Origin of the sequence: Fodinibacter luteus (assembly GCF_039541575.1) — a bacterium.
GTDB lineage: Bacteria > Actinomycetota > Actinomycetes > Actinomycetales > Dermatophilaceae > Fodinibacter > Fodinibacter luteus.
Map to the genome: position 1 here is coordinate 103240 of NZ_BAABGM010000010.1, position 24366 is coordinate 127605.

Sequence of the window (24366 nt, forward strand, 5' to 3'; positions counted from 1 at the left end):
AAGGCACCACGTTTGGTTGGATCGTGGCATGACGGATGCCGGTGGGCTGCCCCTCCCGATGTGGGCGGGCGGGTCACCCGACCGCGAGGACGCCTCGGCCCTGGCCGTCGACGCCGATGACCGGCTCGGCCGCGGCGACGTCGACGGCGCGGTCGCCTCGCTGCGCGAGGCGTGGACCCTCGTCGAGGACGACCCCGGGAGCGCCGGGACGGCCGCGGCCTGCCTGCGCGTCCTCCTCCACCTCGGCAACGTCGACCGCGCCGTCGACCTCCTCCTCCCGCGGCTCGGCTGGGCCGGCGAGGTCGCCGAACCATGGGAGCGGATGTGGTTCTGCGCCACCGCCGCCCACGTCCTCGAGCAGGCCGGCTCGTCCGGCCTCGCCCCTGCGACCGTCGGTGGCCGGGCCGCCGCGGAGGTCGCCGCCGACCTGGCGCGCACGGCCGGCGCCCTCGCCTCGTCGTTCGACGCGCACGACGGGTCGGCCGGGGCCGCCCGGGCTCTCGCCGCGGCCCACGACCCGGCCCTCGTCGGGTCCGAGCCCACCCTGCCCCCGACCCGGCTGCCGAGCACGCCACCCCCTCGACCCGACCCCGCGGATGCCGTGCCCGCGACCACCCCCGTCGTCGACCGGGCGGCCGCCCTGCGGGAGGCCATCGCATCGTCGCAGGGCGACCTCGAGGCCCACACCGGGGCCTGGCTGCGCGACCGGGACGCCCTCCTGCCCGTCGCCTCCACCGACGAGTGGGTCGCCGTCTCGCTCCTCGACCGGGTGAGCGCCCAGGCGGCAGGGGACCCCCGGCGGCACCGCGAGCTGCTCACCTCGGCCCTCGAGGCCGCCCGGGCGGCCGGGGACCTCGCGGGCGAGGTGCGCTCCGCGGGGGAGCTGGCGGTGCTCGACGTCGTCGTGGCGACCCGGCCCGAGGCGGCCACCGAGGCGCGGGCGAGGGCCCGGGCGTGCGCCGAGCGGCTCGAGTCGAACGGGAAGGACGCCGAGGCCGCCGGCCTCTGGCGGCGGCTCGCGTGGTTCGGCGGCGCGGGGGACGCGGCCGGCGACATCGGCCGCGCCGCGGCGGCCTACGGCCGGGCCGGCCTCGACGAGCCCCGGCTGCTCTGCCTCGTCGAGGGCGCGGCGGCCGTCGCCCCCACGGACCCCGTGACGGCATCCGGCATCCTCGACGACCTCGAGCCGCACACCGACGGGCGACCCGAGCTGGCGGCCACCGTGCTCGACGTGCGCGCCCGGCTCGCCCGGGCCGCCGGCGACCTCGACGCCGCGCAGACCCACCTGCGGCGCGCGCTGCGGATCCGCGGCGTCCCCGACCGGGTCCGGCTCGCCGCGCTCCTCGCGCTGAGCGACGTGCTCGTCGAGCAGGGCGCCTGGGACGAGCTCGAGGGGCCGGCCGCCGACCTCGTGGCCGCCGCGACCCGCGACCACGACCCCGTGCTGCTCGCCTACGGGCAGCGCTTCCTCGGCCTCGCGTACGTCGAGACCGGCCGGCCCGCTGAGGCCGCCGAGCTGCTCGAGGCCGCGCTGCCGGTACTGCGCGAGCACGGGCCCGGACTCGTCGGGCCGGTCGCGTGGGCCCTGGGCAACGCGCTCGCGACGCTGGGCCGGTGGGAGCGGGCCACCGGGGCGTTCTCGGCCGCTGCGGAGGCCTTCGACGCCGACGGGCGCCTCCTCGAGGCGGCCCACGCGCACTGGCGGGCGGCAGCGACCGCGTGGGAGTCCGACGACGCCGTCGCCGCTGCCGGGCACTTCGACGTGGCCGCGACGCGGGCGCACGACTGCGGGGCTGTCGCGCTCCACGTCGACGCGCTGCGGTCCCGGGCCGCGCTGCGCGCCGAGGGGGGCGACGTCGACGGGGGCCTTCGTGCCCTCGACGACGCCGTGGCGTCGGGCGAGCGCCTGGCCGCCCGGCTCGGCTCGGTGCCCGACGAGGCCTTCGACCCCGAGGTCCTCGAACCGGACGTCCTGCGCCAGGGGGCGCACCTGCTCGCCGACGGCGGACGGGTCGACGAGGCCGTGGCGCGGCTCGGGCGAGCCCGGGCCCTCGTCGGCGGCGACCTCGAGATCGTGCTGCGGGCGGAGGCCGCGATGGTGCTCGCGGACGCCGACCGGCTCGACGAGGTGGAGCCGGACCTGCGCGCAGTGGTCGCCGAGCTGCACGCCGCCGGTCTCGCCGACCCGCGGGCCGAGGCCGCGGGCGTCCTCGCGCGGGCCCTCGACCGGGCCGGTCGCACCGTCGAGGCCGAGGAGGCGTGGGCCAGGTGGGGGCCCGACGCCTGAGGGTCAGGCGCCGACGAGGCGCTCTGCGAGCCACCCCTCGACCCGGTCGAGCGCGACGCGCTCCTGGGCCATCGAGTCGCGCTCGCGGATGGTCACGGCCTGGTCCTGCAGGGTGTCGAAGTCGACGGTGATGCAGAACGGCGTGCCGATCTCGTCCTGGCGGCGGTACCGACGGCCGATCGCGCCGGCGTCGTCGAAGTCGACGTTCCAGCTGCGACGCAGCGTCGTGGCGAGGTCGCGGGCCTTCGGCGACAGGTCGGCGTTGCGGGAGAGCGGCAGCACCGCCGCCTTGACCGGCGCGAGGCGGGGGTCCAGGCGCAGCACGACGCGCTTGTCGACCCCGCCCTTGGTGTTGGGCGCCTCGTCCTCGGTGTAGGCGTCGACGAGGAAGGTCATGAGGCTGCGCGACAGGCCGGCCGCCGGCTCGATGACGTAGGGGGTGTACTTCTCGCCGCTCGTCTGGTCGAAGTAGACGAGGTCGGTGCCGGAGTGCTGCGAGTGCGTGCCGAGGTCGAAGTCGGTGCGGTTCGCGATGCCCTCGAGCTCACCCCACTCGCTGCCGGCGAAGTGGAACCGGTACTCGATGTCGACGGTGCGCTTGGAGTAGTGCGAGAGCTTCTCCTGCGGGTGCTCGTAGTGCCGCAGGTTCTCGGGCCGGATGCCGAGGTCGGTGTACCAGCGGGTGCGCTCGTCGATCCAGTACTGGTGCCACTGCTCGTCCTCGCCCGGCTCGACGAAGAACTCCATCTCCATCTGCTCGAACTCGCGGGTGCGGAAGATGAAGTTGCCCGGCGTGATCTCGTTGCGGAAGCTCTTGCCGGTCTGGGCGATGCCGAACGGCGGCTTCCGGCGCGAGGCCTGCATGACGTTGAGGAAGTTGATGAAGATGCCCTGCGCGGTCTCGGGCCGCAGGTAGTGCAGGCCGGACTCGTCCTCGATGACGCCGAGGTGCGTCTTGAGCATCATGTTGAACTCGCGCGGCTCGGTCCACTGGCCGCGGGTGCCGCAGTTCGGGCAGGCGATCTCGGCGAGGGGGATCGCGTCGGGGTCGACGTCCCGGCCCTTCCTCGCCTCCTTGTCGGCCACCGCCTCCTGCATGTGGTCGACGCGGAAGCGCTTGTGGCAGCTGTGGCACTCGGTGAGCGGGTCGGTGAACTCGCCGACGTGGCCGGAGGCGACCCAGGTCTGCCGGGGCAGGATGATCGAGGAGTCCAGGCCCACGACGTCCTCGCGCGCGGTGACCATCGAGCGCCACCACTGGCGCTTGATGTTCTCCTTGAGCTCGACCCCGAGCGGGCCGTAGTCCCAGGCCGACCTCGTGCCGCCGTAGATCTCACCGCACGGGAAGACGAACCCGCGACGCTTGCAGAGGGAGACGACGGTGTCGACGACGGAGGTGGGGGCGGCCATGCGCGCAAGGCTAGCCGGGGCCCGACCCTCCGACCGAACCGGTCAGCCGGGCCAGCCGGGCCAGCCCGTAGGCTGGTCCACCGTGTCCAGCCTCCGTGAGTCCTTCGAGCGCGCCAGCCTGCCGGCCCTGACCTGGCTGAGCGGCCTGCCCCGCGTCGTGCCCTTCCTGTTCGTCCTCGCTCTCGTCGTCGCCGGCCTCCTCGTCCCCGGCTGGGGCTGGGTGCTCATCGCCGTCGCCGTGCTGCTCCTCGCGTGGATCGCCCTGCTCGCCTGGCCCCGGCTCTCGGTGGCCGAGCGACTCATGCGGGTCGCCGTCGTCGTCATGCTCGCCGCCATCGCCATCACCCAGGCGGTCCCCCGCGGCTGACGCATTTGACAACCATTCTCAATGCGAATGAGAATGGTTGTCATGAAGCCGGCCCTCGCCCTCCTCGCGTGCGCCCTGCTCCTCGGCGGGTGCGGAGCCGGTGACGTGGGCGCCGGCTCCGACGCGGCGGACGGCAGGATGCCGGTCACCGCCGCGTTCTACCCGCTCGCCTTCCTCTCCGAGCGGGTCGGTGGCGACCTCGTCGAGGTCTCGACGCTCACCAAGCCGGGCACCGAGCCCCACGACCTCGAGCTGACGCCGAAGGCCGTCGCCGGGCTGTCGCAGGCCAGGGCCGTCGTCCTCCTCGCGGGTTTCCAGCCCGCCGTCGACGAGGCGGTGGCGTCGCAGGCGGGCGAGGCGGCCGTCGACGTCACCGACGCCGCGGAGCTCACCCCCGGGCCCGGCGGGACCACCGACCCGCACTTCTGGCTCGACCCGACCCGGATGGCCGCGGTCGCGACCTCGCTCGGCGAGGCCTTCGCCGAGCGCGACCCCGACGACGCGGCAGCGTACCGCGCGAACGCCGCCGCGCTCGTCACCGACCTCACCGCCCTCGACGAGGAGTACCGCACCGGCCTGGCGTCGTGCGAGAGCACCGAGCTCGTCACCGGCCACGCGGCCTTCGGGTACCTCGCACAGCGCTACGGGCTCGGGCAGGAGGGCATCGCCGGCATCTCCCCCGACGCCGAGCCCGACGCCGCGACCCTGCGCGAGCTCACCGAGCACGTCCGCGAGGCCGGGGTGACCACGGTCTACGCCGAGACGCTCGTCCCCCCCGCGCTCGCCGAGACGATCGCCCGCGAGACGGGTGCGAAGGTCGCCGTCCTCGACCCCCTCGAAGGGATCACGGACGCCTCGGCGGGTGCGGACTACCTTGAGGTCATGCGCGCCAACCTGCGCACCCTGCGCGAGGGTCAGTCCTGCTCGTGACGACACCGTCGACGTCCCCGCTCGTCCGGCTGCGGTCGGCGGCCTTCGGGTACGCCGACCGCCCCGTCGTGTCCGGGGTCGACCTCGACGTGAGCGCCGGCGAGGTCGTCGCGCTCCTCGGCCCCAACGGGTCGGGCAAGTCCACCCTCGTGCGCGGCATCCTCGGCCTCGCTGACCGGCACGCGGGTGAGGTCGAGCTGTTCGGCACCCCCCTCGACCGCTTCGACGAGCACACCCGGATCGGCTACGTCCCGCAGCGCCACTCGCTCTCGGCGTCGGTGCGCGCGACCGTCACCGAGATCGTCGAGGTCGGTCGCCTCCCCCACCGCCCCTGGTGGCGACCGTCGTCGCGCGAGGACCACGCCATCGTCCGCGAGGCCGTCGCCGACGTGGGGCTCGGAGACCGCGCCCACGAGGAGGTCGCGTCCCTGTCCGGGGGGCAGCAGCGCCGGGTGCTCATCGCCCGGGCGCTCGCCGGGCGCCCGGAGATGCTCGTCATGGACGAGCCGACCGCGGGGGTCGACCGCACGAGCCAGGAGGCCCTCGCGGTCGTGCTCCGCCGGCTCGCCGACCGCGGCACCTCGATGGTCGTCGTGACCCACGAGCTCGAGGCCCTCGAGGGTCTCGTCACCCGGATCGTCTGCCTCGACACCGGCCACGTCGACTTCGACGGCAGCCCCGCGGCGTACGCCGAGCACCTCGTGCGGCACGCCGTCGGCTCGGGCCACCACCACGCCCACGAGGACTCCCCGCGCCATGGGCACGTCATCGGTGCGGCGCCGCTCGACCCCACGCCGCGGGAGGTCGTGCCGTGAGCGAGATCCTCGCCCTGGACTTCATGCGCCAGGCCCTCCTCGCGGCGCTGCTCGCCGGGTTCGCGGCCCCCCTCGTCGGCGTCTTCCTCGTCCAGCGCCGGATGTCCCTCATCGGCGACGGCATGGGGCACGTGGCCCTCGCCGGGGTCGCGGTCGGCGTGCTGACGGGGCAGGCCCCGGTGCTCACCGCGCTCGTGGCGGCGGTCGCCGCGGCGGTCGCGATCGAGCTCATCCGCGCCTCGGGTCGCACGAGCGGCGACACCGCACTCGCCGTCATGTTCTACGGCGGCATCGCCCTCGGCGTGGTGCTCATCGCCCGGTCGAGCGCCGGCACCCCCGCCAACCTCACGGCCTACCTCTTCGGCGCGATCCTCACGACCGACCGCACCGACATCGTCGTGTTCGCCGTGCTCGCCGCCGTCGTCCTCGCGACGACGCTCCTCCTGCGACACCGGTTCTTCGCCGTCGCCAACGATGAGGAGTACGCGCGCGCCGTCGGCATCCCGGTCCTGCGCTACAACATCGTGCTCGCCGTGCTCACCGCGGTCACCGTCGTCGTCTCGATGCGGGTCGTCGGCCTGCTGCTCATCAGCGCGCTCATGATCCTGCCCAACGCGACCTCCCAGCTGTTCGCGCGCAGCTTCCGGGCGGGGCTGTGGTGGGCCGTCGCCATCGGCGTCACGTGCAGCGTCGGGGGTGTGCTCGTGTCGTACGCCGCGGAGACGCCGTCGGGTGGCACGATCGTCCTCCTCGCCGTCGGCGCCTTCCTCGCCGCGAGCACGGTCACGGCGCTGCTGGCCCGCGCCCGGCGCGCCGCCCATGCGCGGGCCGAACGGCACGACCACGAGCACGGACCCGGGTGCGGCCACCCCGCCGTCGACCACGACGACCACGTCGACTACCTCCACGACGGGCACCGTCACGCCGCGCACGAGGGGCACTACGACGAGCACGGCACGCACGCGGGAGTGGAGACGCGATGACCGAGCAGGACCGGTCCACGGAGCGGCGACCGACCCGGCAACGGGCGGCGATCGCGCAGGCCCTCGTCGGGTCCGGCGAGTTCCGCTCGGCGCAGGAGATCCACGCCGCCCTGGCCGGCTCGGGCACCAAGGTCGGGCTCGCCACCGTCTACCGCAACCTGCAGGCCATGGCCCTCGACGGCGAGGTCGACGTCATCCGCGCCCCCGACGGCGAGGCCGTCTACCGGTCGTGCTCGACCGAGCACCACCATCACGTGGTGTGCCGCTCCTGCGGGGTCGCCGTCGAGGTCACGGGGGATGCCGTCGAGCGCTGGGCCGAGGCCGTCGCCGCGGCCCACGGGTTCACCGAGGTCCGGCACACCGTCGAGATGGACGGCCTGTGCCCGGCCTGCTCGGCACGCGACAGGTGAGCCTCGTCGCGCGGCCGTAGGCTCTGGCCCATGGAGACACTCGTGCTGACCGTCATCGGCGACGACCGTCCCGGCCTGGTCTCGGCGCTGTCCTCGCGCCTCACCGCACGGGGGGCGTTGTGGGAGCGCAGCCAGCTGCTCCGGCTGGCCGGCAAGTTCGCGGGGATCATCGAGGTCGTCGTCCCCGCACCCGAGGTCGACGACCTCGTCGCCGACCTCCGGGGCCTGGGCGCCGAGGGGCTCGACGTGACGGTCGCGCGGGCCGGCGCGTCGGAGCAGCCCGCGGCGCAGCGGCTCAGCCTCGAGCTCGTCGGCGCCGACCGGCCGGGCATCGTCGCCGAGATCTCCGCGCTGCTCTCGGAGCGCCGGATCAGCATCGAGGAGCTCGCCACGTCGGTGACGGAGGCCCCGATGGCCGGCGGCATGCTCTTCGAGGCGCACGCGGTGCTCGCGGCACCCGCCGACGCCGACGGGTCAGCGCTGCGGGCGGCCCTGGAGTCCCTCGCCGACGAGCTCATGGTCGACATCGAGCTCGCCGACGGGGCCGACGGCGGCTCGCGCGACGGGTAGCGGACCTCAGGCCGGGGGCGCCGTCGGTGTGTCGACGGCGCCGCCGTAGCGGCGCTCCCGGTCGACGTAGGTCTGGATCGCGGCCCACAGGTCGCGCCGGTCGTAGTCGGGCCAGAGCCGGTCCTGGAAGACCATCTCGGCGTAGGCGCTCTGCCAGAGCAGGAAGTTGCTCGTGCGCTGCTCTCCGCTCGAGCGCACGAACAGGTCGACGTCGGGCATGTCCGGCTCGGGCAGGTACCGCGCGACGGTGTCCTCGTCGACCGACCGGGGCCTGAGGCGCCCGCGGGCGACGTCCTCGGCGAGCCGCTGCACGGCATCCCCGATCTCGGCCCGGCCGCCGTAGTTGACGCAGAAGTACAGGGTGAGCCCGGTGTTGTGGCGGGTCAGCTCCTGGGCGACCTCGAGCTCCTTGATGACCGAGCCCCACAGCCGTGGGCGACGGCCGACCCACCGCATCCGCACGCCCCAGCCGTGCAGCTCGTCGCGGCGGCGGCGGATGACGTCCCGGTTGAACCCCATGAGGAAGCGCACCTCGTCGGGGCTGCGCTTCCAGTTCTCCGTCGAGAAGGCGTACGCCGACAGGTGCGTCACGCCGACCTCGATGGCGCCCGCGACGACGTCGAGCAGGGCCGCCTCCCCCTCCTCGTGACCCTTCGTGCGCGGCAGCCCGCGCTGGTTGGCCCAACGGCCGTTGCCGTCCATGACGACGGCGACGTGGCGCGGCATCCGGTCGGCGGGGATGACGGGCGGCCGGGCCCCGCTCGGGTGTGGAAACGGCGGCGGGTACGGGCTCGGCGCGCTCACCGCTCCACCATACGGAGGCTGCGGATGCCGCGTTCGAGGTGCCACTGGAGGAAGGCGGCGGTCAGGCCGCTGCCCTCGCGCCGGTGCCGCGGGTCGGAGGCGTCGGCGACGGCCCAGTCGCCGGCGAGCAGGGCGGCCAGGAGGAGCAGCGTCTCGGGGGCGGGCGCCGCCGACCCCGGCGGTCGGCAACCGGGGCAGACCGCACCGCCGGCGACGACGTGGAAGCCGCGGTGCGGCCCGGGCGCCCCGCACTTGGCGCAGTCGTGGAAGCTCGGGGCCCAGCCGGCGACGGCCAGCGCGCGCAGCAGGTAGGCGTCGAGCACGAGGGTGGGGTCGTGCTCCCGGCCGGCGAGCGAGCGCACCGCCCCGCCGAGCAGGAGGTACTGCTGGAGGGCCGGCTCGCGCTCCTCGGTGAGCCGGTCGCACGTCTCGAGCATTGCGGTCGCGGCGGTCCACGACGGGTAGTCCCGCGCGATGGCGTCGCCCCACGGGTCGAGCGTCTCGACCTGGGTCACCGTGTCGAGGCTGCGCCCCTCGTAGCACTGGAGGTCGACGTGCATGGCCGGTTCGAGCCGCGAGCCGAAGCGCGACGTCGTGCGCCGCACGCCCTTGCCGACGACACGCACCTTGCCGAGGCGCCGGGTGAGGAGGGTGACGATGCGGTCGGCCTCACCCAGCTTCTGGGTGCGCAGGACGATCGCCTCGTCGCGGTAGAGGGGCACCGCACCATTGTCGGGCCTCATGTCCGGATCGGCGGGATGCCGCAGTGCTGGACTCCTGTTCGATTCGCACCTAGGATCGGCGCATGACCGCGCTGCAGGGCTCGCTGCTCGACCTCGCCGACGACGTCGTCGTCGGCCGGCTCGACGGCACGTCCCGCCGGCACCTCTCGCACGGGGCCTGGGTCGACACCCTCACGGGGTGGGTCGGAGGCGCACACGGCCTGTACGCCGCCCTGCGCCGCGACGTTCCGTGGCACGCCGAGCGGCGCCAGATGTACGACGCGGTCGTCGACGTCCCCCGCCTGCTCTGCTTCTACGGTGAGGGGCAGCCCCTGCCCCACCCCGCCCTCGACGAGTGCCGCGTCGCACTCTCGCGCCACTACGCCCGAGAGCTCGGCGAGCCCTTCGTCACCGCCGGGCTGTGCCTCTACCGCGACGGGCGCGACTCGGTGGCCTGGCACGGCGACCGCATCGGGCGGTCACGGGAGCAGGACACCATGGTGGCCATCCTGTCGGTCGGGGCGCCGCGCGACCTCGTGCTCCGCCCGCGCGGCGGGGGGAGCTCGGTGCGGGTGCCGGCCGGCCACGGCGACCTCGTCGTCATGGGCGGGTCCTGCCAGCGCACGTGGGACCACTGCGTGCCGAAGACCGCCCGGCCGGTCGGGCCGCGGATCTCGGTGCAGTTCAGGGTCGCCGGCGTCCGGTGACCCGCGGCGCCACCATCGCGGCGAGCGCGACGACGAGTGGCACGAAGGTCAGCAGGTACCGCGACCGGCCCTGGGACAGGAGCGTGAAGGCGGCGACACCGAGCAGCGTGAGGGGGAGGAGCACGACCTCGCGGGGCGGCGACCGGGTTCCCAGCGCCCCCATCCCGGCCAGGACGACGACGGCGATCCACAGGCCCTGCGCGAGGTCGCTGCGCACCGGGTACCACCGGCCGTGGGGGCCGTCGACGTCGCGCACCCACCCGGCGAGCCCGTCGGCGGGCCGCAGCGTCTCCGGTCGGGCGTCGCGACCCTCGCCCCAGGCCCAGAACATGCCGTCACCCCAGTTCCACGCGGCCTTCGTGGCGTAGAAGCGCGCGAGACCGCCGACCCCCTCCCCTGCATAGCGCGCCTCGATCCACTCGGCGGACCACCGCGTGGCGGCCTCGCGGTCCAGGTCCGCGACGGCCGCGAGCATGACCCCGTTGTAGCCCCCGTAGCGCGTGGGGTGGCCCGGGCTCGCGACCGGCGTCATGCCGTTCGCGACCCACCACAGGGGCGGCGGTGACGCGCCCTCACGCAGCCCCACGTCCCCGACCGCCCGGGTCGCGGCGCCCGTCAGGGCGAGCACGAGGCCGAGCGTCACCACGAGCCAGGTGAGGGTGCCCCCCACGACGGCGAGGACCTCCCGGCGCGAGGCGCGCGCGTCGACCGCCGCGAGGAGCCCGACGACGGCGACGGCGACGAGCAGGACGAGCGGGGTCGTCTTGAGGGCGATCGCGAGCGCGGCGAGGGCCGCGGACGCGAGCAGCTGGACGACGGCCAGCGGGTCGCGCCGCCGGGAGGCCCTCAGCACGAGGAGGACTGCTGCCGTGACGAGGGGCAGGGCGAGGACATCGGTGTACGGCACGGCCACCCAGGGGGACGTGGCGACGAGGGCGAGCACGACGAGCTGAGCGGCGACCGCTCGCACCCGGCCGGCCACCGGGGCCACGAGGGGGTGGACGAGCCAGGTGCCCGCCCCGGCCGCGAGTGCGACGAGCACGACGAGGACGGTGTCGGCCGCCCAGCCCGTGCGCTCCTCGACCCACAGGGTCGAGCGGTGCAGGTCGACGAGGAGGTGGATGTTGGGGTAGCGCGAGAGGTAGCCCACGCGCCACGGGCTGAGCGGCTCCCCGGCGTACAGCACGCGCGCGATCTGGTGGACGGCGCCGAGGTCCCACGACCACGGGAACCGCAGCGACGTTGCGACGACGACGGCGACCCACCCCCCGGCGACGGCCACGGCCGGTGCGGTCCACCGCGAGGCCACCGCCCGTCGCAGCAGGGCCGGCGGCCGCCAGGCGAGCGCGACGACGACGAACAGCACGGCGACGAGCACGACGACCGGCTGCCGGTAGGTCGTGAAGACCGGCACGGGCGCGACGACCGCGACCGAGCCGACGGCCACGAGCAGCACGCCCATGAGCGCCACGACGACGCGCCCCACCCGTGCTTCCACGTGCCGAAGGTAGCGAACGGGGTCGCGGCGTCGCGCAGCGGGCGCCCGGGTCGTCATCGAGAGACCCGAACGGGTCAGGCCGTCGCCCAGCCGCGGACCCCGGCGACGGTGACCGAGCGCGCGGCGACCCCGACCGCCCGGGCCAGCGCCACAGGGAGGTCGCGCATGCCGTGCCGGCCCACCTCCGCGAGCAACGCCCCGTGGAGGACGTCACCCGCGCCGAGGGTGTCGACGACGTCGACGACCGGCACGTCGACCGTTCCCGAGGAGCCGTCGGCGGCGAGCCACCGCACCGGGTCGGCACCCGCGCTCCGCGCCACCCACGTCGGCCCGAGCGCGAGCAGCTCGTCGAGGCCCCCGCCTGACGGGGGGCGCAGGTCCGCCGAGGCGACGAGGACGTCGACGTCGCCGAGCAGGCCGTCCAGCCCAGGCTTCCACGACCCCGCGTCGGCGACGACGGGGATGCCGTGCTCGCGCGCCGCCGCGGCGACGACACGGGCGACGGGCAGGTGGTGCCCGTCGACGAGCACCGCGCTCACGCCGCCGAGCAGCTCCTCCAGGTCGCCTCGCGCCGGCAACGCCCACCCGCTCGCCCCCGCGGCGTTGCGCGAGGCCACCGCGCGCTCACCGCTCGAGGCGGTGACGAGCACGGTCGACACCGGCAGCTCGAACCCCTGACCGGCGACGTCGACGAGCTCCACGCCGTGCTCGGCGCAGTCGTGGCGGACCACCGCCCCCAGGGGCGACGCGCCCACCCCGGTGACGAGGCGGCACGGCATCCCCAGCAGGGCGGCGGTCACGGCGGCGTTGAGGGCAGGACCACCCGCCTCGACGCGGGTGCCGAGCGCGACGACCTTCTCGTTCGCGCCCGGCATCCGCTCGACGGCCTGGACGACGTCGACCGTCGCGAGCCCGCAGGCGAGCACGCGGGGAGGGGTCGCCATGTCGGGGCCGGGTGGCGCCGGGTCAGACCGGGACGACGCTGTCGCGCTCGGCCCGGTTCACCGCCGACATGATCGCCCGCAGCGACGCCTTGACGATCGACTCGTGGAGGCCGACACCCCACAGCACCCGCTCCCCCACGGCGCACTCGACGTAGGCCGCGGCCCGCGCGTCACCCCCGGCCGACAGGGCGTGCTCGTGGTAGTCGAGCACGCGGACGTCGACACCGAGGGGCTCGAGGGCTGCGATGAAGGCCGCGATCGGCCCGTTGCCGGTGCCCGAGATCTCGACCTCCTTGCCGCGGTCGGTGATGACGGACTCGATGTGGTCCATGCCGTCGTCGGCGCCGACGAGGGTCGAGCGCACGGGCGCGAACCGGCCCCACCGCTCGTCGGGGCGGTCTGCGTGGAGGTACTCGTCGGCGAACATCTGCCAGATCTGCCCGGCCGAGAGCTCGCCACCCTCGGTGTCGGTGCGGCGCTGGACGACGTGGCTGAACTCGACCTGGAGGCGGCGGGGCAGCTCGAGGCCGTGCTCGCTCTTGAGCAGGTAGGAGACCCCGCCCTTTCCGGACTGGCTGTTGACCCGCACGACGGCCTCGTACGAGCGCCCGATGTCGTGGGGGTCGATCGGCAGGTAGGGCACGCCCCAGTCGATGTGGTCGACGTCGGTGCCCGCCGCCGCGGTGCGCCGGTCCATGTCCTCGAAGCCCTTCTTGATGGCGTCCTGGTGGGAGCCGGAGAAGGCCGTGTAGACGAGGTCGCCGCCCCACGGGTGCCGCTCGTGGACGGGCAGCTGGGTGCAGTACTCCACCGTGCGCCGGATGTCGGCCATGTCGGAGAAGTCGACCTGCGGGTCGATGCCCTGGCTGAACAGGTTCATCCCGAGGGTGACGAGGCAGACGTTGCCGGTGCGCTCGCCGTTGCCGAACAGGCAGCCCTCGATGCGGTCGGCACCGGCGAGGTAGCCGAGCTCGGCCGCCGCGACGCCCTCACCGCGGTCGTTGTGGGGGTGCAGGCTGACGACGACGGACTCGCGCCGGTCGAGGTGGCGCACCATCCACTCGATGGAGTCCGCGTAGACGTTGGGCGTCGCCATCTCGACCGTGGCCGGGAGGTTGACGATCATCTTGTGGTCGGGCGTCGGGTCGATGACCGCGATGACCTCGTTGCAGATCCGCACCGCGAACTCGAGCTCGGTGCCGGTGTACGACTCGGGCGAGTACTCGTAGTAGACGTCGGTCTCGGGGACCGTCTCCTCGAGCTTCCGGCACAGCCGCGCCCCCTGGAGGGCGATGTCGATGATGCCCTCCTGGCTCATCCCGAAGACGACGCGCCGCTGGAGCACCGAGGTCGAGTTGTAGAAGTGCACGATCGCCGAGCGGCTGCCGCGGATCGCGTCGTAGGTGCGCTCGATGAGGTGGTCGCGGCACTGGGTGAGCACCTGGATCGTCACGTCGTCGGGGATGTGCCCGCCCTCGATGAGCTCGCGGCAGAAGTCGAAGTCGGTCTGGCTCGCGCTCGGGAAGCCGACCTCGATCTCCTTGTAGCCCATCCTGACGAGCAGCTTGAACATGCGCATCTTGCGCTCGGCGTCCATCGGGTCGATGAGGGCCTGGTTGCCGTCGCGCAGGTCGACCGCGCACCAGCGCGGAGCCTTGGTCATCGTGCGGTCCGGCCAGGTGCGGTCGGGGAGCTCGACGTCGATCTGCTTCTGGAACGGCACGTACTTCTGGATCGGCATCCCGGAGGGCTGCTGGGGGTGGATCATCTGGGGTTCACGCCTTCGTCTCGTCTGCTGGGGTCCCGGCCGGGTGCAGCAGGAACTCCGCGACGAGGGGCGGCCGATTCAGGCCCCGCCGCGGCGGCGAAGGAGGAGGCGTCCAGAACGCACGGGTCCAGAGTGCCATGCTCCCGGCATCCGGCCAACCCCGGCCCACTCACCGACCCCCGCCACGCACCCGGACGGACAGGCACGTGACGCAGCCCTCGAGCTTCTCGAGCTCGCCGATGTCGACCTCGGTCACCTCGTGGCCGCGGGAGCGGAAGGATGCCGCGGTGCGCGGCGCGCTCGTCGCCATGAGCAGGTGCCCCTCGCCCACGACGACGACGTGCGCGCCGCCCTCCTCGGGGACGTCCTCGTAGCGGGGGAACGCCTCCTTGTCGTCGACGACCGGACCCCAGCCGACGACCGTGCCGTCGGGCAGGGCCGTGCACGCGGACTTCAGGTGGAGGGCACGAGTGACCGGCACGGCCTGGACGCGGACACCGAACTCGCGCAGGTGCACTGCGAGCTGCTGGACGCCGACCCCGTTGGTCCGCCCGCCGACCCCGACGTAGGCCGTGCCACCGGTGCGCAGCACGTCCCCGCCGTCGAGGGTGCCCGGCGCCTCGATCGTCGCGACCCGCAGCCCGAGGCCGCGCACCGCGCGCTCGACGCCTGCGACCTCGTCGCGGCGCTCCGGGGCGCCGGGCCGGGTGAGGACGGCGAGGTCGCCGTGGACGACGACGGCGTCCTCGACGAAGACGGCGTCCGGGCAGTCGTCGGCCGGCTCGACCTCGACGACCTCCCATCCCGCGTCGGAGAGAGCCCCGGCATACGCCTGCCACTGCTCGAGCGCACGGTCGACGTCGACGGGCGAGCGCTCGACGTGCGTGACGAGCCCCTCGGCGAGGCGCGGGCCGGGGCGCCGCACGAGCGCGACCGGACGGCTCCCGGCATCCGGCGGGGTCACGACGCCGGCCACAGCGAGTGGTAGGCGTTGAGTGCCTGCTGCCCACCGAGGTGCGCGTAGAGCACCGTCGAGCCCTTCGGGATCTCGCCGTCGCGCACGAGGTCGACGAGGCCGGCCATCGACTTCCCCTCGTACACGGGGTCGATGATCATCGCCTCGAGGCGGCCGCTCAGGCTGATCGCCTCCATCGTGGAGTCGACGGGGATGCCGTACCGGTCGCCGGCCCACCCCTCGAGGACCTCGATCTCGTCGTCGCGCAGGTCGCGTCCCAGCTCGATGAGCTCGGCCGTGTGGCGCGCGATGCGGGCCACCTGGTCGCGGGTCCTGTCGATCGTCGCCGAGGCGTCGATGCCGATGACCCGGCGGCGCACCCCGGTGAGCTCCTCGAGGGCGGCGAACCCGGCGATCATCCCGGCGTGCGTCGACCCGGTCACGGTGCACACGACGACGGTGTCGAAGTGGACGCCGAGCTGTTTCTCCTGCTCCGCGACCTCGAAGGCCCAGTTCGCGAACCCGAGCCCGCCGAGCGGGTGCTCCGAGGCGCCGGCGGGGATGCCGTACGGCCGCCCGCCCGACTCCTCGACCTCGCGGATCGCGTCCTCCCACGACGTGCGGATGCCGATGTCGAACCCTGCGGGGTCGAGGCGGACGTCGGCCCCCATGATCCGGGACAGCAGGATGTTGCCGACCTTGTCGTTGACCGGGTCGTCCCACGGGACCCACTTCTCCTGGACGAGACGGCAGCTCAGGCCGAGGTGGGCGGCGACCGCGGCGACCTGGCGGGTGTGGTTCGACTGGACTCCGCCGATGGAGACGAGGGTGTCGGCGCCCTGGGCGAGGACGTCCGGGACGATGTACTCCAGCTTGCGCACCTTGTTGCCGCCGTAGGCGAGGCCGCTGCTGACGTCCTCGCGCTTGGCCCACACGCGTGCGCCCCCGAGGTGGTCGCTGAGGCGGTCGAGGGGGTGCACCGGGCTGGGGCCGAAGGTGAGGGGGTGGCGGGGGAACTCGTGCAGCCTCATGGCGTGTCCTCGATGTCGGTCGGTGCGGTGGCAGGGGGTGGGCTGGCGGGGGCTGTCGGTGCTGTGCCGGGCGCTGGGGTGGCGAGGGCTGTCGGTGCTGTGCCGGGCGCTGGGGTGGCGGGAGCTGGGGTGGCGGGAGCCGGGCTCTCGGGCGGGAGCGCGTCGAGGAGCGGCTGGAGGGTCTCCCAGGTCTCGTGCGCGACGCGGGCGGCCGCCGGGGCGTCCCCGGCTGCGCAGAGGTCGACGAGCCGGTCGTGCAGGCGCACCGAGGTGCGCCCCGAGAGCGAGGCGAACCGCAGCCGCTCGAGGCGCCGCAGGACGGGCGTGAACTGGTCGAGCACCGTGGCGATGGCGGTGTTCGCCGCGGCGGCGACGGGGATGGCGTGGAACAAGTCGTCGGCTGCGAGGGCGGCGTCGGCGTCGCCCCGCCCCAGAGCGTCGGCGAAGCGCGCGTTGGCCTCGCGCATGGCGTCGAGGTCGGCGGCCGTGAGCTGGCCGACGGCCTCCTCGACGGCGAGGCGGTGCATCGCGGCGACGACGACCTGGGCGTTGCGGATCTCGCGCCGGTCGAGGGTCGCGACCGTGGTCGACCGCCCGGGGGTCGTCAGCACGAGTCCCGCCCCGGCGAGCCGCTGGAGGGCCTCACGGACCGGAGTGCGGCTCACGCCGAGCCACGCGGCGAGGTCGGCATCGCGCAGCTGCTCCCCCGGGGCGAGGGTGCCGTCGACGACGGCGTCGCGCAGCCGCGTGTAGACGTCGTCGCGCAGCAGGGAGCGCTGAACGTGCGCTGGGGCGGGAGGCACCGGCATGCGATATATCGCACATCACGGAGCTTCGCGTGTCAAGCCGCGGGCGCCGCGAACAAGACCCGGGTGGCGCCGAGGGTAGCCGCCGGAACGCGGCGCGGCGGGGCCCTCCCCACCAGAACTCGGGCGTGGCGAGTCCGCCGCCAGAACTCGGGTGCGCTGCGCGTCGCCGCCGCGCTCTGGCGTGGCGGGCGTGGCGGCCCTCCCGCCGGAACTCGGGTGCGCCGAGGCGTCGCCGCGACCATGCTGGGTCCATGGACCTCCCCGACCTGCCACGCGGGCTCACGGCCCGACCTCTCGTCCCCACTGACCTCGACGCGGTGTACGCCGTCTACGCCGCGGACGAGGTCGCGGATGCCGGCCACCTCGCGATCGAGCCCGAGGACCTCGCCGGTGACTGGGCGCGTCCGAGCTTCGATCTCGCGACCGACAGCATCGGCATCCTGGAGGCCGAGCAGTTCGTCGCGGCCGCCGAGGTGACCCGTGGCGGCACGCGCGCCGAGGGGGCCGTGCACCCGGCGGTGCGCGGGCGCGGCCTCGGGTCGTGGCTGCTGCGGTGGACCGAGTCGCGGGCGAGGACCATGGGCGCGACGACGGTCGGGCAGACGACGCCCGACGGGTCCGCCGCGCAACGGCTGCTCCTCACCCAGGGGTACCGGCTCGGCCACACCTCCTGGGTGCTGGAGCTGCCCGAGGGGCGCGAGGTCGGCGAACGGCCGTTGCCGGCGGGGTACTCGCTCGCCACCGGCGACGCAGTGGACCGGGAGCGGGCCGCCTACGAGGTGATCCAGGAGGCGTTCGGTGAGTGGGCCGGGCGCGAGCGGGAGTCGTTCGAGGACTGGGCCGCGACGACGGTCCGCCGCCCCGGGACGCAGCCGTGGCAGCTCAGGGTCGTCGAGCACGACCGGTCGGTCGTGGGCGCGTCGTTCACGATCCTCGACAGCCAGGGGTCGGGCTACGTCCACCAGCTGGCGGTCGACCGGGCGCACCGCGGCCGTGGGCTGGCGCAGGCCATGCTCGCCGACGCGTTCGGCCTGGCCCGTGCGGAGGGTGCGACTCGCAGCGAGCTCTCGACCGACTCACGCACCGGCGCGCTCGACCTCTACCTCAAGGTCGGCATGGAGGTCACCCAGACCTGGACCCACCTCGTCACCGACCTGCCTCGCGGCTGACGAGGGGCGGCGCCTCGGCGTCAGGCGCCGAGCGAACGAACGAACGCGACGTACTGGTCGCGGGCGTCGTCGGCGCTCGTACCCTGCAACTTCGCCCACGCGTCGTACTTCGCTCGCCCGACGAAGTCCATGAGACCGGGTCGGGAGCCCTGCACGTCCCCTTCGGTCGCCTGCTTGTACAGGGCGTACAGCTTGAGCTTCGCGTCGTTGCCGGGGTCGCTCGCGAGGGTCTTGACGTCCTCGGAAGCGGCGTGGAACTCGTCCTCAGTGGCCATGTCGCCACTCTAGGACGGCTGACGTCCGCCGCGCAGTGCGCTGCCTCTCATCCGCCGCCTCGGGGTCGCGGAGGACACACTGGAGGTCACCGACGGCGAAGGAGCCAGCGATGGGCGCGATGATGTCCGACCGAGGCGGCGCACGGAGCGCACAAGACGTGGGCGACGGGAGCGGATGGAGCGACGCGGGCGACGCGGGCGGCGGGGGCGACGCGTCCGGTCCGCCTCGGGTCTCGGAGCGGGAGGCGCGCGAGGTCGCCGAGCAGGCGCGCGAGACCGGCTGGAGCCGACCCAGCTTCGCCAAGGAGCTGTACCTGGGGCGCTGCGACCTCGGCCTCGTGCACCCGCACCCGCGGGCCGACGCCGGCGACGAGGCGCGGGGGGAGGCGTTCCTCCAGCGGTTGCGCGAGGTCGCGACCGGCATCGACGGGGCCCGCATCGAACGCGAGGCGCAGGTGCCCGACGAGGCGATCCGGGCCTTGGCCGACATCGGGGCCTTCGGGATGAAGATCCCCACCGAGTACGGCGGGCTCGGGCTCACGATGCAGTCCTACGCGCGGGCGCTCATGCTCATCGGGTCGGTCCATCCGTCCCTCGGGGCGCTGCTCTCGGCGCACCAGTCGATCGGCGTGCCCGAGCCGGTGAAGCTGGTGGGCACGCCGGAGCAGAAGCAGCGGTTCCTCCCCCGCTGCGCGGCGGGGGCGATCTCGGCGTTCCTGCTCACCGAGCCCGACGTCGGGTCGGACCCGGCGCGGATGGAGAGCACCGCCGTCCCGACGGACGATGGCACGGCCTACCTGCTCGACGGCGTGAAGCTGTGGACGACCAACGGCGTCGTCGCCGAGCTGCTCGTCGTCATGGCGCGCGTCCCCGCGCACCCGGGCGGGCGGGGCGGCATCACCGCCTTCGTCGTCGAGGGGACCGCACCCGGCATCACCGTCGAGCGGCGCAACGCGTTCATGGGGCTGCGCGGCATCGAGAACGGCCTGACCCGGCTGCACCGGGTGCGCGTTCCGGTCGAGGACCGGCTGGGCCGCGAGGGCGACGGCCTGAAGATCGCGCTGACGACCCTCAACGCGGGGCGACTGTCCATCCCGGCCATGTGCTCCGGGGCGGCCAAGTGGTCGCTCAAGATCGCGCGAGAGTGGTCGGCCGAGCGGGTCCAGTGGGGTCGACCCGTCGGCCGGCACGAGGCCGTCGGCGGGAAGCTGGCGTTCATCGCGGCGACCGCATACGGGCTCGAGTCGGTCGTCGAGCTGTCCTGCGCGCTGGCGGACGCGGGCGACACCGACATCCGGATCGAGGCGGCGCTGGCCAAGCTCTGGGCGAGCGAGATGGCCTGCCGGGTGGCCGACGAGCTCGTGCAGGTCCGGGGTGGCCGCGGCTACGAGTCCGCGGCCTCGCTCGCCGCCCGCGGGGAGCGTGCGGTGCCGGCGGAGCAGCTGGTGCGCGACCTGCGGATCAACCGGATCTTCGAGGGCTCGAGCGAGATCATGCACCTGCTCATCGCCCGCGAGGCCGTCGACGAGCACCTCGCGGCGGCGGGCGACCTCGCGTCGCCGGATGCCGACCTGCAGGCCCGCGCCCGCGCGGCAGCCGGGGCGAGCGGGTTCTACGCGAGGTGGCTGCCTCAGCTCGTGGCCGGGCCCGGGGCCCTGCCGACCTCGTACGCCGAGTTCGGGCCGCTCGCCCGGCACCTGCGCTTCGTCGAGCGCTCGTCGCGCCGGATGGCCCGCCAGACGTTCTACGGAATGTCGCGGTGGCAGGCGGCAATGGAGCACCACCAGCGCTTCCTCGGCCGGGTCGTCGACATCGGAGCCGAGCTGTTCGCCATGTCCGCGGCGTGCGTGCGGGCGCAGATGCTGCTCGCCGACGACCCGGTGCGGGGCCGGTCGGCACAGCGGCTGGCCGACGCGTTCTGCGGTCAGGCCCGGCAGCGCGTCGAGGTGCTCTTCGACGAGCTCTGGGCGAACACCGACTCCACCGACCGCAGGCTGGCCAACGCCGTGCTCGACGGCGACGTCACCTGGCTCGAGGAGGGCGTGCTCGACCAGAGCGAGGGCACCGGGCCGTGGATCGCACGCTGGGAGCCGGGGCCGAGCACCGAGGAGTCCGTCTGGCGACGGGTGCGCTGAGCCGACCGCGCGCGGGTGATTCGCAGGACGCCGTGGCCGCAGGCGGTGACGGTGTTGCTGTCGACCGTGGGTCCGGCCGCGGTGGCGTTGTTGCGCACGACGATCGCGTTGCCCTCTTGGACCCGCTGCCCCCTCGCGCAGCGAGTCGACGGTCGACCGGGTGATGCTGCCGGACGCGCCGTCGACGAGGATGCCGGTGAGCCGGTCGTCTCCGCCGTCGCACCGTCGCAGTCCACGAGGGTAGGGAGCCGCGGTCAGCAGCCCCGCGAAACGGCGCAGAACCGTTCTAACGGACGAGGGGGCGCGAGGGCTCAGCGGCGCTTGAGCAGCTCCTCGGCGACCTGCACCGCGTTGAGCGCCGCGCCCTTGCGCAGGTTGTCGCCGACGACGAAGAGGTTGAGGCCCCTGCCCTCGGGTGCTGCCTGGTCGGTGCGGACGCGGCCGACGAAGACCTCGTCGTGACCGGTCGCCTGCAGGGGGTTCGGCACGTCGGTGACGACGACGCCGGGTGCCTTGGCGAGGGCCTCGAGGGCCTGCTCGGGGCTGATGTCGCGGTCGAACTCGGCGTGGATCGCGAGGCTGTGGCCGGAGAAGACGGGGACGCGGACGCACGTGCCCGAGACGCGCAGACCGGGGATGTGCAGGATCTTGCGCGACTCGTTGCGCAGCTTCTGCTCCTCGTCGGTCTCGAGCGAGCCGTCGTCGACGATCGAGCCGGCGAGGGGCACGACGTTGAAGCCGACCGGAACCGCGTACACCTGCGGCGAGGGCAGGGTGAGGGCCGACCCGTCGAGGGCGAGGTCCTTGGGGTCACCCGACGCGTAGCCGCCGCGCAGCTGGGAGTCCAGCTCGATGAGACCGACGCCGCCCGAGCCGGACACCGCCTGGTAGCTGCTGACGTGCAGCCGCACCAGTTCAGCGAGGTCGTGCAACGGCTTGAGGACCGGCATCGCGGCCATCGTCGTGCAGTTCGGGTTCGCGACGATGCCCTTGGGAATGACGTCGAGGTCCTCCGGGTTGACCTCGGAGACGACGAGCGGCACGTCGGGGTCCTTGCGCCAGGCGCTCGAGTTGTCGACGACGACGGCCCCGGCGGCGGCGACGCGCGGCGCCCACTCCCGGCTCGTCGCACCGCCGTTGGAGAACAGGGCGACGTCCAGGCCGGAGAAGTCCGCCGTCGCGGTGTCCTCGACCGTGACCTCTTCGCCCTTCCACGTCAGGGTCGTACCGGCGGACCGCGCCGACGCGAAGAAACGGATCTCGTCGACCGGGAAGCCCCGCTCGTCGAGAAGCGTGCGCATGACGTTGCCGACCTGACCGGTGGCTCCGAAGACTCCGACTCGCATGAGCACCAGTCTAGGGAGAGGTCCGCATGTCGGTCACCGGGCTCACGATGCGGGCGTTCCGTCAGCGGCCGCGGAGCACCACGGCTTCCTCGACGTCGCGGGCTCGGGGGGAGGGCTGCCGGTCGGGTGGTCCATGCCGGGTGTGGCGGGGGCGGAGGAGTGCTCGGCGCCGAGGTCCTGGTCGTCTGCGGGCCGGGGGATGTCCGGGCCGGGCGTCTCCTCCCACCCCCAGCCGGTCAGTGGCGGCGCGACCGAGCGGTAGGGGTGCCCGGTCGGGGTCGTCACCTCGACGCGGCGCGGCCGGTTCCGCCCGGGCAGGCCGTCGTCGATGACCCGCACCGACCACCCCGGGGCCTCCTTGACCTGGTTGCACCTCGCGCACCGCCCGTCACCGTTGCCGTACCCGGTCACCCCGCCGGCCCGGGCCGGGTGGGCGTGGTCGGCGTGCACGATCGGGGCCTGGCACCACGGGGTGGTGCACACGTCATCGCGCAGCACCAGCATCCGGCGCAGCAACCCCGAGAACGTGCGCCGTCGTGAGTCCATGCCGACCAGGTCGCGCCCGTCCGGGCTGGTGTACAGGCGACGTAGCCACACCCGCGCCACCCGGGAACCCGCCTCGGGCTTCCGGGCCCGGGTTCCCTGCCCGGCGCCCCGGGACCGAGCCGTGGCGCCCCCGGCGGGACCATCAGCTGTGGCTTCGGGCCCCGCGGGGTCGGCCCCGGCCTCGTCAAGCTCAGCGTCGTCAGCCGCCTCGTCGGGCACGGCCAGCTCCGGCTCAGCCTCGTCACCGTCAGCGTCCTGGGTCGCCTCGTCGGGCCCGGTCTCGTCAGGTTCAGCGTCGTCGCGCAGGGCGTCGTTCGGCACAGGCTCGTCGGGCACGTGGTCGTCGGGAACGACATCGTCGACTCCAGCGGCCTCTCGGGGCACGGTGTCGTCAGGCGCGTCATCGGGCACGGTGTCGTCCCCTGCGGCGTCGTCGGGTTCGTCGTCGTCGTCGGGGTCGAGGTTCTTGCGCAGCCAGGCCCGGGCGATCGGGGCGGGCACACTGCCGTGGCCGGGGATGCGAGCCGGTTCGTTGACCGACCGCTTGGGATCCCCGACCCCGAACAACGCCATGTCGGTGATCACCAGGTGCACCTCCACCGCAGTGAGCTCACCCACGGCCCGCCCGGACAACACCCGCAACGCGGTATCGGCCATCACCGCCCCCACCCCCCGACCCTGCGGACCCTCCTCAGGGCACTGCCCGGACGCCACCGCCCGGGCCCGGGCCCGCACCGCCGCGTACGCCCCGACCACATCCTTGAGCGGACCCAGCACGCACAGGTACGCCATCCCCTGCGGGGCCGGGGGGTCGTCACCCGCCGCGAGGCCACCGCCGCCGCCCGCCGGGCCACCACCGCCGCCGCGTCCAGCTCCGCCGCCACCCGCCCCGCCGCACCCGCAGCACCCTGCACCCCCACACCGGGCAGCACCGGACCCACCCGGGCATCCACCACCCCCCGATCCTCCACCGACAGGCACGCCGTGGCCGCCACCACCGCCACCGCGTGCCGCTCCGAGATCACCCTGGCCGCCAGGGCGGCCATCGTCACCGGCATCTCGTGCACCAACGCCCGGGCCACCCCCACCAACCGGTCCCCCGCCGACGGGGGCTCCCGGCGCGCCAACGCCACCACCGACCCCACCGAACGGGCCGCGTCCACCGGCGCCACCACCTCCCGCGAGCACCGCACCGCATCCGTGGCCCGCGCCTGCACCGCACACACCGACCCCTTGACCCGCTCCAACACCCCGACCAGGTCCACCCGCTCCGCGTCGCTCAGCCCCCCGACATCCACCCCCGCCAGCCACCCCTGGAACGCCACCACCGGCCCCACCACACCACCAGACGCGGCGGCATCCCCGCCGGACGGCACTGCCTCCGACACCGGTCGGGCCACGGCGCCCTCGGTCACGGCATCCCCGCTACCGGCGGCGGAGACCTGACTGCCGCCCCCAGGCGGGACACCGCCACCACCGCGCGGCACGGCATCCACGGCGCGGCATCCGAACCACCGGGCGGCACGCCATCCCCCCGCTCGCGTGGCGTGGCGTCTGGAACCGGCTGCGGCACACCACTCCCCGGGCTGCCGCCCGACCCCTCGAAACCCGATCTCCCCCTCATGAGAAAACCGTACAGGTGTCCACCGACACCGGCCCGAACCCGCCGCCCACCTGTGGACGACGGCAACGACCGCACGCCCTGTGGACGAAGCGCCTCGGCACGGCGCACTCCAGCGCCGAGCCTCACGTACACCCAGCCTCCCACGGCCACCTCGAGCCACAATCGACCCGAAGCGGGCCGGGTCCCGGATGCGCGCCGTATAGCTACAGCGGCCCCGTCAGGCGGAGCCGGCGGCGAGGAAGCGGCCGGCCACCTCGACGA

At 74.3% G+C, this 24366-nt stretch carries 23 protein-coding genes; 11 read left to right on the forward strand and 12 right to left on the reverse strand.

Going from position 1 to position 24366, the window contains the following annotated elements; translation table 11 throughout:
* Positions 1–28: 28 nt before the first annotated feature.
* The gene (locus ABD899_RS07580) at positions 29–2287 is read left to right on the forward strand and encodes a hypothetical protein (protein WP_345204218.1); all 2259 of its coding nucleotides are present in this window, start codon (positions 29–31) and stop codon (positions 2285–2287) included.
* A 3-nt stretch (positions 2288–2290) separates the two neighbouring features.
* On the opposite strand, the gene ABD899_RS07585 is transcribed toward ABD899_RS07580, so the two are convergent.
* Complete coding sequence (locus tag ABD899_RS07585) at positions 2291–3697, reverse strand: glycine--tRNA ligase (RefSeq protein WP_345204220.1); 1407 nt, start codon at positions 3695–3697, stop codon at positions 2291–2293.
* Here ABD899_RS07585 and ABD899_RS07590 point away from each other — a divergent pair.
* The 6 genes from ABD899_RS07590 to ABD899_RS07615 are packed head-to-tail and all read left to right on the forward strand — an operon-like array spanning position 3696 to position 7772.
* A complete protein-coding gene (locus ABD899_RS07590; protein WP_345204222.1) occupies positions 3696–4064 on the forward strand; it encodes a DUF6703 family protein in 369 nt (122 codons plus the stop codon). The two genes, ABD899_RS07585 and ABD899_RS07590, sit on opposite strands and share 2 nt — an antisense overlap.
* 42 nt (positions 4065–4106) lie before the next feature.
* Complete coding sequence (locus ABD899_RS07595; protein WP_345204224.1) at positions 4107–4994, forward strand: metal ABC transporter substrate-binding protein; 888 nt, start codon at positions 4107–4109, stop codon at positions 4992–4994.
* Complete coding sequence (locus ABD899_RS07600; RefSeq protein WP_345204227.1) at positions 4991–5809, forward strand: metal ABC transporter ATP-binding protein; 819 nt, start codon at positions 4991–4993, stop codon at positions 5807–5809. Before ABD899_RS07595 ends, ABD899_RS07600 begins: the two co-directional genes overlap by 4 nt.
* Positions 5806–6792: a metal ABC transporter permease gene (locus tag ABD899_RS07605; protein ID WP_345204229.1), complete on the forward strand. Its 987-nt coding sequence runs from the start codon at positions 5806–5808 to the stop codon at positions 6790–6792. Before ABD899_RS07600 ends, ABD899_RS07605 begins: the two co-directional genes overlap by 4 nt.
* The gene (locus ABD899_RS07610; RefSeq protein WP_345204232.1) at positions 6789–7202 is read left to right on the forward strand and encodes a Fur family transcriptional regulator; all 414 of its coding nucleotides are present in this window, start codon (positions 6789–6791) and stop codon (positions 7200–7202) included. Before ABD899_RS07605 ends, ABD899_RS07610 begins: the two co-directional genes overlap by 4 nt.
* 30 nt (positions 7203–7232) lie before the next feature.
* Complete coding sequence (locus ABD899_RS07615) at positions 7233–7772, forward strand: glycine cleavage system transcriptional repressor (protein WP_345204234.1); 540 nt, start codon at positions 7233–7235, stop codon at positions 7770–7772.
* Between the two features lie 6 nt (positions 7773–7778).
* On the opposite strand, the gene ABD899_RS07620 is transcribed toward ABD899_RS07615, so the two are convergent.
* A complete protein-coding gene (locus ABD899_RS07620; protein WP_345204237.1) occupies positions 7779–8576 on the reverse strand; it encodes an isoprenyl transferase in 798 nt (265 codons plus the stop codon).
* Complete coding sequence (recO, locus tag ABD899_RS07625) at positions 8573–9298, reverse strand: DNA repair protein RecO (protein WP_345204239.1); 726 nt, start codon at positions 9296–9298, stop codon at positions 8573–8575. The genes ABD899_RS07620 and recO overlap by 4 nt, the downstream gene beginning before the upstream one ends.
* A gap of 83 nt (positions 9299–9381) precedes the next feature.
* Between recO and ABD899_RS07630 the strand changes: the two genes are divergently transcribed.
* The gene (locus ABD899_RS07630; RefSeq protein ID WP_345204242.1) at positions 9382–10005 is read left to right on the forward strand and encodes an alpha-ketoglutarate-dependent dioxygenase AlkB; all 624 of its coding nucleotides are present in this window, start codon (positions 9382–9384) and stop codon (positions 10003–10005) included.
* On the opposite strand, the gene ABD899_RS07635 is transcribed toward ABD899_RS07630, so the two are convergent.
* From ABD899_RS07635 to ABD899_RS07660, 6 genes are all read right to left on the reverse strand, one after another.
* Positions 9983–11503: a glycosyltransferase family protein gene (locus tag ABD899_RS07635; RefSeq protein ID WP_345204244.1), complete on the reverse strand. Its 1521-nt coding sequence runs from the start codon at positions 11501–11503 to the stop codon at positions 9983–9985. The two genes, ABD899_RS07630 and ABD899_RS07635, sit on opposite strands and share 23 nt — an antisense overlap.
* Before the next feature lie 74 nt (positions 11504–11577).
* Complete coding sequence (locus tag ABD899_RS07640) at positions 11578–12447, reverse strand: PfkB family carbohydrate kinase (protein WP_345204246.1); 870 nt, start codon at positions 12445–12447, stop codon at positions 11578–11580.
* A 22-nt stretch (positions 12448–12469) separates the two neighbouring features.
* The gene (leuA, locus tag ABD899_RS07645) at positions 12470–14215 is read right to left on the reverse strand and encodes a 2-isopropylmalate synthase (protein ID WP_345204247.1); all 1746 of its coding nucleotides are present in this window, start codon (positions 14213–14215) and stop codon (positions 12470–12472) included.
* A 169-nt stretch (positions 14216–14384) separates the two neighbouring features.
* A complete protein-coding gene (gene ddaH, locus ABD899_RS07650; protein ID WP_345204249.1) occupies positions 14385–15191 on the reverse strand; it encodes a dimethylargininase in 807 nt (268 codons plus the stop codon).
* Positions 15176–16201 carry a 1-aminocyclopropane-1-carboxylate deaminase gene (locus tag ABD899_RS07655; protein WP_345204251.1) on the reverse strand — a complete coding sequence of 342 codons (1026 nt, stop codon included), beginning with the start codon at positions 16199–16201 and terminating at the stop codon, positions 15176–15178. Before ABD899_RS07655 ends, ddaH begins: the two co-directional genes overlap by 16 nt.
* A complete protein-coding gene (locus tag ABD899_RS07660; RefSeq protein ID WP_345204253.1) occupies positions 16198–17010 on the reverse strand; it encodes a GntR family transcriptional regulator in 813 nt (270 codons plus the stop codon). The genes ABD899_RS07655 and ABD899_RS07660 overlap by 4 nt, the downstream gene beginning before the upstream one ends.
* A gap of 251 nt (positions 17011–17261) precedes the next feature.
* Here ABD899_RS07660 and ABD899_RS07665 point away from each other — a divergent pair, with 251 nt between their 5' ends.
* The gene (locus ABD899_RS07665) at positions 17262–18179 is read left to right on the forward strand and encodes a GNAT family N-acetyltransferase (RefSeq protein WP_345204254.1); all 918 of its coding nucleotides are present in this window, start codon (positions 17262–17264) and stop codon (positions 18177–18179) included.
* 20 nt (positions 18180–18199) lie between these two features.
* On the opposite strand, the gene ABD899_RS07670 is transcribed toward ABD899_RS07665, so the two are convergent.
* On the reverse strand, positions 18200–18454 hold the full coding sequence (locus ABD899_RS07670) for an acyl-CoA-binding protein (RefSeq protein WP_345204256.1): 255 nt from the start codon (positions 18452–18454) through the stop codon (positions 18200–18202).
* Between the two features lie 110 nt (positions 18455–18564).
* Between ABD899_RS07670 and ABD899_RS07675 the strand changes: the two genes are divergently transcribed.
* On the forward strand, positions 18565–20589 hold the full coding sequence (locus tag ABD899_RS07675; protein WP_425474949.1) for an acyl-CoA dehydrogenase family protein: 2025 nt from the start codon (positions 18565–18567) through the stop codon (positions 20587–20589).
* 311 nt (positions 20590–20900) lie between these two features.
* On the opposite strand, the gene ABD899_RS07680 is transcribed toward ABD899_RS07675, so the two are convergent.
* Both ABD899_RS07680 and ABD899_RS07685 read right to left on the reverse strand, forming a co-directional pair.
* Positions 20901–21935, reverse strand: a complete 1035-nt coding sequence (locus tag ABD899_RS07680) for an aspartate-semialdehyde dehydrogenase (protein ID WP_345204259.1) — start codon at positions 21933–21935, stop codon at positions 20901–20903.
* A 42-nt stretch (positions 21936–21977) separates the two neighbouring features.
* The gene (locus ABD899_RS07685; RefSeq protein WP_345204260.1) at positions 21978–23066 is read right to left on the reverse strand and encodes a prolipoprotein diacylglyceryl transferase; all 1089 of its coding nucleotides are present in this window, start codon (positions 23064–23066) and stop codon (positions 21978–21980) included.
* 399 nt (positions 23067–23465) lie between these two features.
* Between ABD899_RS07685 and ABD899_RS07690 the strand changes: the two genes are divergently transcribed.
* The gene (locus tag ABD899_RS07690) at positions 23466–23927 is read left to right on the forward strand and encodes a hypothetical protein (protein ID WP_345204261.1); all 462 of its coding nucleotides are present in this window, start codon (positions 23466–23468) and stop codon (positions 23925–23927) included.
* The last annotated feature ends 439 nt before the right edge of the window (positions 23928–24366 follow it).

What these genes read in the sequence shown, in the direction of transcription:
- ABD899_RS07580 (WP_345204218.1), top strand. Translation starts at nt 29, where the DNA reads ATGACGGATGCCGGTGGGCTGCCCCTCCCGATGTGGGCGGGCGGGTCA.
- ABD899_RS07590 (WP_345204222.1), top strand. Translation starts at nt 3,696, where the DNA reads ATGCGCGCAAGGCTAGCCGGGGCCCGACCCTCCGACCGAACCGGTCAG.
- ABD899_RS07585 (WP_345204220.1), bottom strand. Translation starts at nt 3,697, where the DNA reads ATGGCCGCCCCCACCTCCGTCGTCGACACCGTCGTCTCCCTCTGCAAG.
- ABD899_RS07595 (WP_345204224.1), top strand. Translation starts at nt 4,107, where the DNA reads ATGAAGCCGGCCCTCGCCCTCCTCGCGTGCGCCCTGCTCCTCGGCGGG.
- ABD899_RS07610 (WP_345204232.1), top strand. Translation starts at nt 6,789, where the DNA reads ATGACCGAGCAGGACCGGTCCACGGAGCGGCGACCGACCCGGCAACGG.
- ABD899_RS07615 (WP_345204234.1), top strand. Translation starts at nt 7,233, where the DNA reads ATGGAGACACTCGTGCTGACCGTCATCGGCGACGACCGTCCCGGCCTG.
- ABD899_RS07630 (WP_345204242.1), top strand. Translation starts at nt 9,382, where the DNA reads ATGACCGCGCTGCAGGGCTCGCTGCTCGACCTCGCCGACGACGTCGTC.
- ABD899_RS07640 (WP_345204246.1), bottom strand. Translation starts at nt 12,447, where the DNA reads ATGGCGACCCCTCCCCGCGTGCTCGCCTGCGGGCTCGCGACGGTCGAC.
- leuA (WP_345204247.1), bottom strand. Translation starts at nt 14,215, where the DNA reads ATGATCCACCCCCAGCAGCCCTCCGGGATGCCGATCCAGAAGTACGTG.
- ABD899_RS07655 (WP_345204251.1), bottom strand. Translation starts at nt 16,201, where the DNA reads ATGAGGCTGCACGAGTTCCCCCGCCACCCCCTCACCTTCGGCCCCAGC.
- ABD899_RS07660 (WP_345204253.1), bottom strand. Translation starts at nt 17,010, where the DNA reads ATGCCGGTGCCTCCCGCCCCAGCGCACGTTCAGCGCTCCCTGCTGCGC.
- ABD899_RS07665 (WP_345204254.1), top strand. Translation starts at nt 17,262, where the DNA reads ATGGACCTCCCCGACCTGCCACGCGGGCTCACGGCCCGACCTCTCGTC.
- ABD899_RS07670 (WP_345204256.1), bottom strand. Translation starts at nt 18,454, where the DNA reads ATGGCCACTGAGGACGAGTTCCACGCCGCTTCCGAGGACGTCAAGACC.
- ABD899_RS07675 (WP_425474949.1), top strand. Translation starts at nt 18,565, where the DNA reads ATGGGCGCGATGATGTCCGACCGAGGCGGCGCACGGAGCGCACAAGAC.
- ABD899_RS07680 (WP_345204259.1), bottom strand. Translation starts at nt 21,935, where the DNA reads ATGCGAGTCGGAGTCTTCGGAGCCACCGGTCAGGTCGGCAACGTCATG.